10 protein-coding genes and 1 pseudogene are annotated in these 9,216 nt (G+C 70.2%); 4 read left to right on the top strand and 7 right to left on the bottom strand.

The window, feature by feature from the left end; genetic code table 11:
- Positions 1-247, bottom strand: a pseudogene (locus tag EIO58_RS07685) (hypothetical protein); the annotation flags it as partial.
- Positions 248-457: 210 nt separating this feature from the next.
- Here EIO58_RS07685 and pstS point away from each other — a divergent pair.
- The 4 genes from pstS (at position 458) to pstB (ending at position 4,510) form a co-directional block, all read left to right on the top strand.
- Positions 458-1,567: a phosphate ABC transporter substrate-binding protein PstS gene (pstS, locus tag EIO58_RS07680; RefSeq protein ID WP_127819035.1), complete on the top strand. Its 1,110-nt coding sequence runs from the start codon at positions 458-460 to the stop codon at positions 1,565-1,567.
- A 77-nt stretch (positions 1,568-1,644) separates the two neighbouring features.
- Entirely contained in the window at positions 1,645-2,589 is a 945-nt protein-coding gene (gene pstC, locus EIO58_RS07675) for a phosphate ABC transporter permease subunit PstC (RefSeq protein WP_127819034.1), read from the top strand.
- 1 nt (position 2,590) lies between these two features.
- Positions 2,591-3,697 carry a phosphate ABC transporter permease PstA gene (pstA, locus tag EIO58_RS07670; protein WP_127819033.1) on the top strand — a complete coding sequence of 369 codons (1,107 nt, stop codon included), beginning with the start codon at positions 2,591-2,593 and terminating at the stop codon, positions 3,695-3,697.
- 33 nt (positions 3,698-3,730) lie between these two features.
- Positions 3,731-4,510 (top strand): phosphate ABC transporter ATP-binding protein PstB, encoded by a 780-nt coding sequence (gene pstB, locus EIO58_RS07665; protein WP_127819032.1) that lies wholly within the window; start codon positions 3,731-3,733, stop codon positions 4,508-4,510.
- A 13-nt stretch (positions 4,511-4,523) separates the two neighbouring features.
- Here pstB and EIO58_RS07660 read toward each other — a convergent pair whose 3' ends face one another.
- From EIO58_RS07660 to EIO58_RS07635, 6 genes are all read right to left on the bottom strand, one after another.
- Complete coding sequence (locus EIO58_RS07660; protein WP_127819031.1) at positions 4,524-5,411, bottom strand: aminodeoxychorismate lyase; 888 nt, start codon at positions 5,409-5,411, stop codon at positions 4,524-4,526.
- A gap of 278 nt (positions 5,412-5,689) precedes the next feature.
- Positions 5,690-6,544 (bottom strand): type IV toxin-antitoxin system AbiEi family antitoxin domain-containing protein, encoded by an 855-nt coding sequence (locus EIO58_RS07655; RefSeq protein ID WP_127819030.1) that lies wholly within the window; start codon positions 6,542-6,544, stop codon positions 5,690-5,692.
- Between the two features lie 292 nt (positions 6,545-6,836).
- Positions 6,837-7,475: a response regulator transcription factor gene (locus EIO58_RS07650; RefSeq protein WP_127819029.1), complete on the bottom strand. Its 639-nt coding sequence runs from the start codon at positions 7,473-7,475 to the stop codon at positions 6,837-6,839.
- Positions 7,476-7,559: 84 nt separating this feature from the next.
- Positions 7,560-7,967, bottom strand: a complete 408-nt coding sequence (locus tag EIO58_RS07645) for a VOC family protein (RefSeq protein ID WP_127819028.1) — start codon at positions 7,965-7,967, stop codon at positions 7,560-7,562.
- 127 nt (positions 7,968-8,094) lie between these two features.
- A complete protein-coding gene (locus EIO58_RS07640; RefSeq protein WP_127819027.1) occupies positions 8,095-8,502 on the bottom strand; it encodes a helix-turn-helix transcriptional regulator in 408 nt (135 codons plus the stop codon).
- A 41-nt stretch (positions 8,503-8,543) separates the two neighbouring features.
- The coding region (locus EIO58_RS07635) for an anti-sigma factor (protein WP_164861581.1) at positions 8,544-9,216 on the bottom strand (673 nt) is incomplete at its 5' end.

Here is a 9,216-nt window from a genome sequence, read left to right as displayed (position 1 = left end):
CGGCGCGCGTCGCGGCGACGAGCCTCGCCGCCGCGCGCTCGACGCGGCGCGTGATCTTCTGGGGGTTCCTGCGGATGGCCTTCGCCGAGACGTCGGCCGCGTCACGGGTGTCCGCAGCGAGCTCGCGGACCCTCCTCGCGGACTTCGGCGGAAGCTCCTTCGCCGCTCTCTTGGCCTGCTTCGCCGCCGCCGTCGCATCCTCGATCGCCGACTGCGCCTTGCGCTCGGCCTTGCTCGTCTTCGCCATGGAGGGCATGGTAGCGGCCGCGGGTGAACGGGAAGCTTTACAGAGTCACACATGACCACGCTCTCGCCGAAGGTCGTTCACCTTCCGTTCACCCGCCGAGCCCACTCTCTTAAGAGTCCGCGCCTACGTTTCAGTGCGAACCCCGCACCGGGTTCGACCCGGAAGCCCGAAATCCGGGCATCCATCCCTGACACGTGAAGGATTCACACAGTGAAGATCTCTCGCATCGCCCAGGTGGGCGCTGTCGCCGCAGTCGCGGCCCTCGCCCTCGCCGGCTGCGCCTCGAACGAGACCCCCGCCGGTGACAACACCGACGCGCCCGAGTCGAACCTCTCCGGCGAGATCGCCGGTGGCGGCGCCTCGTCGCAGGAGGTCGCGGTCCAGGCCTGGACCGCCGGCTTCCAGACCGCCAACCCCGACGTGACCATCACCTACGACCCCGCCGGCTCCGGCGCGGGCCGCGAGTCGTTCCAGGCCGGCGCGTTCCCGTTCGCGGGCTCGGACCGGGCGTTCACGGTCGAAGAGATCGAGGAAGGGCCGTTCGACGCCTGCGTCGAAGGTTCGGGCATCGTCGAGCTCCCGACCTACATCTCGCCCATCGCGGTCATCTTCAACGTCGAGGGCGTCGACTCGCTCAACCTCGATGCCGCCACCATGGCGGGTCTGTTCGCCGGCACGATCACGAACTGGAACGACCCGGCGATCGCCGCGCTCAACCCGGACGCGACGCTGCCGGACCTCGCCGTCACGCCGGTTCATCGCGCCGACGACTCGGGCACCACCGAGAACTTCACCGACTACCTGTTCCAGGCCGCGCCAGACGTGTGGACCTCGGAGCCCGACGGCGTGTGGCCGCTCGCCAGCGGTGAGGCCGCGCAGGGCACCTCGGGTGTCGTGTCGGCCGTCGCCGGCGGCAACGGGACGATCGGCTACGCCGACGCGTCGCGCGCCGCGGAGGAGGGCCTGTCGACGGCCGCCGTCAAGGTCGGCGAGGAGTTCGTCGAGTACTCGCCCGAGGCTGCCGCCGCGATCGTCGACGCATCGCCGTTCGAGGAGGGCCGCGGCGAGGCCGACCTCGCGATCGAGCTGCAGCGCACCTCGACCGAGGCCGGTGTGTACCCGATCGTTTTGATCAGCTACATGATCGCGTGCCAGGAGTACGTCGACGCGTCGGTCGCCCCGATCGTCAAGGGCTACCTCGAGTACGTCGCGAGCCCCGATGGCCAGGACGCGGCCGCCGAGGCCGCCGGCTCGGCGCCGATCTCCGACACGCTGCGCGCGCAGGTCGACGCCGCGATCGACACGATCGTCACGGAGTAATTCCGTCCCACCCGGCCCGGTCGCCTCTGACCGGGCCGGGTACACCTTCGAAGAACCCGAACCAGCAGAAGGACACCATGACCACGACGACCGCCCCGGCCGCGGGCAAGGTCAAGCAGCGGCCAGGAGACCGCTGGTTCTCGGGAACCGCGCTCGGCGCCGGTGTGATGATCCTCGTCACCCTCGCCGCCGTCGCGATCTTCCTCATCGTCCAGTCGATCCCCGGTCTGACCGCCACGAGCGAGAACGCGAGCCTGCTCAGCGGCAACTTCTGGCAGTACGTCTGGCCGCTCGCCTTCGGCACGGTGTGGGCGTCGTTCCTCGCGCTCCTCATGGCCGTCCCGCTCGCGGTCTCGGTCGCCCTCTTCATCTCGCACTATGCACCGCGCCGGCTCGCGCAGGGTCTCGGCTACATCGTCGACCTGCTCGCCGCGGTGCCTTCCGTCGTCTTCGGCCTGTGGGGCATCCTCGTGCTCGCCCCGGCCGTCCAGCCGGTCTACGCATGGCTCAACGCCAACGCGGGCTGGTTCCCGCTCTTCGGCGGCACGGTGTCGAGCACCGGCCGCACGATCTTCACCGCCGCGATCGTGCTGGCGGTGATGGTCGTCCCGATCATCACCGCGATCTGCCGCGAGATCTTCCTGCAGACTCCGGTCCTCCATGAGGAGGCCGCGCTCGCCCTCGGTGCGACCCGGTGGGAGATGATCCGCATGGCGGTCTTCCCGTTCGGCCGCAGCGGCATCGTCTCGGCTTCGATGCTCGGCCTCGGCCGCGCGCTCGGCGAGACGATGGCGGTCGCCATGGTGCTCTCGGTCGCCAACATCGTGACGTTCGAGCTCTTCACGTCCGAGAACCCGGGCACGATCCCCGCGAACATCGCTCTGACCTTCCCCGAGGCGTACGGCGTCAACATCAACGTGCTGATCGCCACCGGCCTCATCCTCTTCATCGTCACCTTCGCGGTCAACGCCATCGCCCGATGGATCGTCAGCCGCCGCAAGGAATTCTCGGGAGCGAACTGACATGACCGTGACCACCGCTCCCCCGCAGACGCCACCGCAGCCGGTCGTCCGCGAGAGCCCGCGTCTCACGAGCGGGCGGCTGGCGACCTGGGCCCCGTGGGCGATCCTCGTCGCGAGCGCCGTCATCAGCGCCGCGGTCTTCGCGATCCCCGCGCTCGCCGCCGGGGAGGCATTCAACCTCGCCGGGTGGGCCGTCGTCGGCGCCATCCTCTACCTCGTGCTCGTCACCGTGCTCTCGAGCGTCGTCGAAGGCCGCCGCAAAGGCGCCGACCGGCTCGTCACGGGGGTGGTGACGATCGCGTTCGGCATCGCGATGGTGCCGCTCGTGTCGGTGGCCGTCACGGTGCTCGTGAACGGCGTCGCGGGTCTGTCTGCCGAGTTCTTCACCTCGTCGATGCGCAACGTCGTCGGCGAAGGCGGCGGCGCGCTGCACGCCATCATCGGCACGCTGCTCATCACGCTCGCCGCCGCGATCATCTCGATCCCGATCGGCATCTTCACCGCCATCTACCTCATCGAGTACGGCGCGGGCAACCGCGTGGCGCGGGGCATCACATTCCTCGTGGACGTCATGACCGGCATCCCCTCGATCGTGGCGGGCCTGTTCGCCTATGCCGTCTTCGCGCTCATCTTCGGTCCGGGCATCCGCATGGGCATCATGGGCTCGATCGCGCTGTCGGTGCTCATGATCCCGGTCGTGGTCCGCTCGACGGAAGAGATGCTGCGCCTCGTGCCGAACGAGCTGCGCGAGGCGTCGCTCGCGCTCGGCGTGCCGAAATGGCGCACGATCGCCAAGGTCGTGCTGCCGACCTCGATGGCGGGCATCACCACGGGCGTCATGCTGTCGATCTCGCGCGTCATCGGCGAGACCGCGCCGCTGCTGCTCACCGCGGGCGTCGCCACGTCGATGAACTACGACCTGTTCAACGGGCGCATGATGACGCTGCCGGTGTTCGCGTACTCGCAGTACATGAACCAGGGCATCCCCGCCCAGGCCTACATCGACCGAGCGTGGAGCGCAGCCCTCGCCCTCATCGTCATCGTGATGCTGCTGAACCTCATCGCGCGTGTCGTCGCGAAGGTCTTCTCCCCCAAGCTCGGCCGCTGAGCACCCTCACCCGAAATTGAACTGACAGGGAACATGTCCAAGAGCATCGAAGTCAACGACCTCAACGTCTACTACGGCGACTTCCTGGCCGTCGAGGGCGTCGCGCTCGACATCGAGCCGCGTAGCGTCACCGCGTTCATCGGCCCGTCGGGGTGCGGCAAGTCGACGTTCCTGCGCACCCTCAACCGCATGCACGAGGTCATCCCGAATGCGCGCGTCGAGGGAGAGGTGCTCCTGGACGGCGAGAACCTCTACGGTCCGAACGTCGACCCGGTGCTCGTGCGGCGCCAGGTGGGCATGGTGTTCCAGCGCCCCAACCCGTTCCCGACGATGTCGATCAAGGAGAACGTGCTCGCGGGCGTGAAGCTGAACAACTCGAAGATGTCGAGGTCCGACGCCGACGCGCTCGTCGAGAAGTCGCTGCGCGGAGCGAACCTGTGGAACGAGGTCAAGGACCGCCTCGACAAGCCGGGCTCGGGTCTGTCGGGCGGTCAGCAGCAGCGTCTGTGCATCGCGCGCGCGATCGCCGTGTCTCCCGAGGTCATCCTCATGGACGAGCCGTGCTCGGCCCTCGACCCGATCTCGACATACGCGATCGAGGAGCTGATCGGCGAGCTGAAGAACGACTACACCGTCGTCATCGTCACGCACAACATGCAGCAGGCGTCGCGCGTGAGTGACAAGACCGCGTTCTTCAACATCGCCGGCACGGGCAAGCCCGGCAAGCTCATCGAGTACGACGACACGAAGACGATCTTCACCACGCCGTCGGTGCAGGCGACCGAGGACTACGTCTCCGGCCGCTTCGGTTAGGTCGCCGCCGGCTTCAATCCCGCGGGCTCAGCAGGTAGCGGTTGATGGATGCCGTCAGTTCGGCGTCCGCCGGGACCTCGATGCCGTCGATCGCGGTGATCGGCGCGGCCAGGCGCACGCTCGACACCAGCCACGCGGCATCCGCCGTCGACAGCGCCGCGATCGGGACGGTCTCGTAGGCGATCTCGTGCCCGCGCTCGGCGAGGTGGGCGAACAGGCTGAGCTGCGTCGTGCCGTGGAGGATGCCGCCGTTCGGCGCCGGCGTGACGAAGCGCCCGTCGACGCGGAGGATGAGCGAGGCTGTGGGGGCTTCGAGGACGAATCCGTCAGAGGTCACGAAGATCGCGTCGTCGGCGCCATGGCGGCGCGCCTCCCGGATCGCCGCCATGTTCACCGCGTACGACAGGGTCTTGGCGCCGAGCAGCAGCCACGGCGCCCTCGCCGGCGTGTCGATGCTGTAGCCGCGGTCGAGCGTCACCACGCGGATGCCGCGCGTGCGCGCCGCCGTGTTGTCGGGCGCCGAGGCCGCAGTGACCCAGGCGGTGGGCGCCGGACCGTGCTCGACGCCGCGGCTCAGGATGAGCTTGATGACACCCTCCCCCTCGCGCGGGCAGTGCTCGGCCGCCGCGGCGACGGCCTGCCGCCACTGCTCGAGGTGCGGGGCGGGAAGGTCGCAGATGCGGGCGGAGTGCGCGAGGCGCTCGAGGTGCGCCTGGGTCTCCTGCGCGTGCCCGTCGACCACGCCGATCGACTCGAAGATGCCGTCGCCGCGCTGCGTGCTCAGCTCTCCGACGCTGAGGGCGGGTGCGGACGGGTCGATCTCGCGGAAGGTGCCGGCGAAGTCGGTGCGGGGATCATCCGACGCCGCCGGCTCGATCACGAGCGCGAAACTCCAGGTCATGCCACCGAGCCTACGACCTCGGGAATACCGGCCCCCTCGTCTCGGTTACACTGGTTCGGCCGGGCCGCAGTAACCCCGGGCTCCATCTTCTGCCGCTGCGAGCGGCCTCGCGCCGAGAGGCGTTCTGCGGCCCGGCACTCTCGTACTCGGCTCCCCCGCCGCCGCAACCGAACAGAATCGGATCCGCATCTGCGGGGGTCCGGGGCGACGCGCGGGTGACGGATGCCGCAGCACGGCGTGTCGCGGCATCCGTCCGCACCTGCGGATCCGATGTCCTGTCAGGCCTCACCGCGCCGGCGCCGTCCGGCCATCTGCAGCCCTCGATCGATGTGGGCGAGGATCGCAAGCTCGACCGTCTCCCAGTCGTGCACGACCATCGCGTAGTCGAAGCGGAGCGTGACATACCCCCAGGTCGCGGCGTTCGCATCGCGGACGAGGTCCTTGTGGCGGTGGGAGTCCCCGTCATGATTGGCCGCCCCGTCGACCTCGACGATCAGTCGCTCGCCGATCACGAAGTCCACTCTGCCGACCGCGACGAGCCGCACCTGGGTCCGCACCGCCAAGCCGTGCCGACGCAGCCTCCACCGCAGCACCGACTCGAGCCCGCTGTCCGCGTCATCGCGAGAGAACGCGATGGCGTCGCGAGCTTCCGGACCCACTCGGCTTCGGAGCCACCGGATGCCCGCCTGTGTGAGCATGCCCAGACGGCGAGCAGACTCGAGGGCCACGAAGAACACCTCGACGCCCTGGCAGAGCAGGATCTGCCGGAGCACCCGCGGCACCGATGGGACGCCGAAGGCGTCCTTCGTCGTCCCGTCATCCCAGTGCGCGACGCACCGGCAGCCTGCGTGCGGATACGCGCGCCCGTGTGCGCGCAGCCACACGTGAGTCACCTCGTCCTCGGCGTCCAGCACCCACAGCCCGAGATGCCGTGCGGCGGTCAGGCACGCGATCGTCTTGCCGTGCGCAGCCGCTGTCCTCACGTCGTCGCACGCGCGGTCCGACGCATACACTCCGCGACGCAGCTTGAACAGCGCCCCCTCGCTGAGCCGCGCCGAGATCGACGCCCGGGTGAACCCGGACGCGCTCAGCTCTTGGAACGAGAACACCGTGGGAGCCTGATCAGTGCACATCCGCCCATGCTGGCGAACGCGGCATCCGGTCGTCGCTGCTCCGTCGCGATTCGTGGATGGCTCGTGCGGCGCGGCGGCTGGGGAGGAGCTGGCGTTACCGCTCGCCCACCCACAGAATCGGATCCGCATCTGCGGAGGTTCGGGGCGACACGCCGGTGACGGATGCCGCAGCACGGCGTGTCGCGGCATCCGTCCGCACCTGCGGATCCGATGTGGTGGGTGGCCGGCAGCCCGCGGACCCGCGTCCACAGGCGGCGACGTGACCGAGGCACGAATCGTGCCCTGCCGGGTGTCAGGTCAAGGCGTCGCGGCGCCACAGGCCGGCCGACGCGGCGAGGTCGGCGGCGTAGTCCGAGAGCCGCAGCGCGCGCGTCGTGAACGACGACGCCCGCTCTGGCTCGGTGGCCTCGTAATCGTCGGCGACGTGCGTCGCGCCGGAGGCCTGGATGCGGCAGAACGCCGCGGCGCGCTCGAGGGCGACGGCGAAGTCCCCCTCGAACAGCCCGCGCATGATCGTGTCGACGAGAGCGACGAGCTCGTCCGGGCCCGCCGGCGACGGCGCGCCCGCCACGACCTCGTCGGCTGACGCGAGCTCGGCGCGGCCGCGCTCGTACAGGAGCGCGGCGGTGCGCGGATCGTCGTGGATCATGAGCTGCAGCAGATACAGCCGCCACAGGGCGCCCGGCAGCGTCTTGGCGGGCGACCGCGACCACAGCTCCGCGATGTCGTCGATGCCGTGCTCGTCGGTGAAGGCGACGAGGCGGTCGACCACCCCGGAGTCGGGGTCGGTGCGGACACGCGCGAGCAGTGCGTGCGCGGTCGAGTGGGCGACCCGCGACACCTCGGCGGGATCCTCGGCCGAGTACCGCCGGTCGAAGAGCTCGGCCGGCCGGCGGACGGGCTTGTGGAACTCCCTGGATTCCTCGCTCACCTGCTCCAGGCTACCGGCCGCCACGAGCACGGGAGCCGGCCGGACGGGGGCAGCGGCCCACGGAAGGCACATGCGAGCGGCCGCTCAGCCCTGGTTGATGCGGATGTGGTTGCCGGACGGATCGCGGAATGCGCAGTCCTTGGCTCCCCAGCCCTGCTCGATCGGCTCCTGGAGCACCTCCGCGCCGAATGCCCGCAGGCGCTCGAAGGCGGCGTCGAGATCGTCGGTGGTGAACACATAGGGCCCAGGGCCCGATCCCTTCACGATGAGGCGCTGGAGGGCGTCGCCGTCTTCAGGCGAGCGGCCCGCGATCGGGTCCGACACGACGAGCGACAGGCCGGGCTGCCCCGCGAACCCGAAGCTCACCCACCGGTGGCCGTCGTACGAGACGTCGTTGACGATCTCGAGGCCGAGACCGTCGCGGTAGAACGGGATCGCGGCGTCGACGTCGTCGACGGTGATGGGACTGTATGCGAGAGCGATGCTGGTCATGGCATCCACGCTAGGGGGCCTGCGTGCGCCGTGCTTCTCCGATCCTGCTCGGTTCACGGCGGGGCCCACGCGCCGGAGGCTCCGCGCGACGCGCCAGCGGCGCGTGGAGTAGGCGTGGGACCGTCGGTCAGGCGTAGCGGGTCGGGCGCGTCAGGATCTTCGCGATGCACAGGGGCATCACCTCGGCCGCGTCGTGCGGACGGGATCGATAGGCGCTCGGGGTCTCGCCGACGATCTCGGTGAACGTCGAGCTGAACGACCCGAGCGATGTCGCGCCTACCGCGACGCAGGCATCCGTCACCGTCGCGCCGTTGCGCAGCAGCGCCATCGCGCGCTCGATGCGCCGGGTCATCAAGTACGCGTACGGGGTCTCGCCGTACGCGGCCTTGAACTCGCGTGAGAAGTGGGCCGGCGACATGAGCGCTCTCGCGGCCATGGTCGGCACGTCGAGGGGCAGCGCATAGTCGCGGTCGATGAGATCGCGGGCGCGTCGCAGGTGCGCGAGGGCCCGGAGGGAGTGCGGGGCAGATGCCACGGCACCACGTTAGCCGCAACCGCGCGGTACGGCCGCGCGGCCTACTGCGTCGGGATCTCGAAGATCGGGAGCTTCGTCGGCGCCCCCTCCGGCGACCCGCCCGCCGGCTCGACCGTCACCGCGATGACGGCGCCCTCCTGCCACCGGCCGTCGAGCTTCACCGTCGCCGAGCCGTCCGGCCCCGGGTCGAACGTGCCCGCCGAGGCATAGTCGCCCTCCTGGACCCACCAGATCTCCAGCGTCTCGTCCTCGCCGATGTCGGGGAGGTCGGCCGTCACCAGCACGGCTTCGCCGAGCGACGGCGCCCAGTGCGCTGTCGCCGATCCGCCCTCCCCCAGCTCGACGGTCGCCGACACGTCATCGGGAGCCGCCTCGATCTCGTCGAGCGCGGCGAGCGTAGGCGGGCGGGTGATGGCCTCGTTGATCGTCGCGGCCGCGTATCCGAGGCCGACCAGAACGACCAGCGCTCCCGCGAGGCCGACGACCGCTCGCGTCCAGTTGCGCCGCGACACCGCCTGGATCGTGGTCGTCGTCGGCGCAGGTTCCACCATGGGCGCGTCGGGTCGGACCGGGGCGGCCCGCTGCGGGATCGGGACGGCCTCGCCCTGCTCCAGCGCCGCGGCGGCGACGGATGCCTCGACCGGCGGCACCTGAGGAGAGGCGGCGATCTGCGCGAGCAGGCTCGACCGCGTCGTGAGCGGGGGCGCGGCGTCG

The organism is Microbacterium sp. CPCC 204701, from assembly GCF_004010105.1.
Taxonomy (GTDB): Bacteria; Actinomycetota; Actinomycetes; order Actinomycetales; family Microbacteriaceae; genus Microbacterium.
Note: the sequence above shows the minus strand (reverse complement) of the source record. Positions and strands in the feature narration are given on the sequence as shown.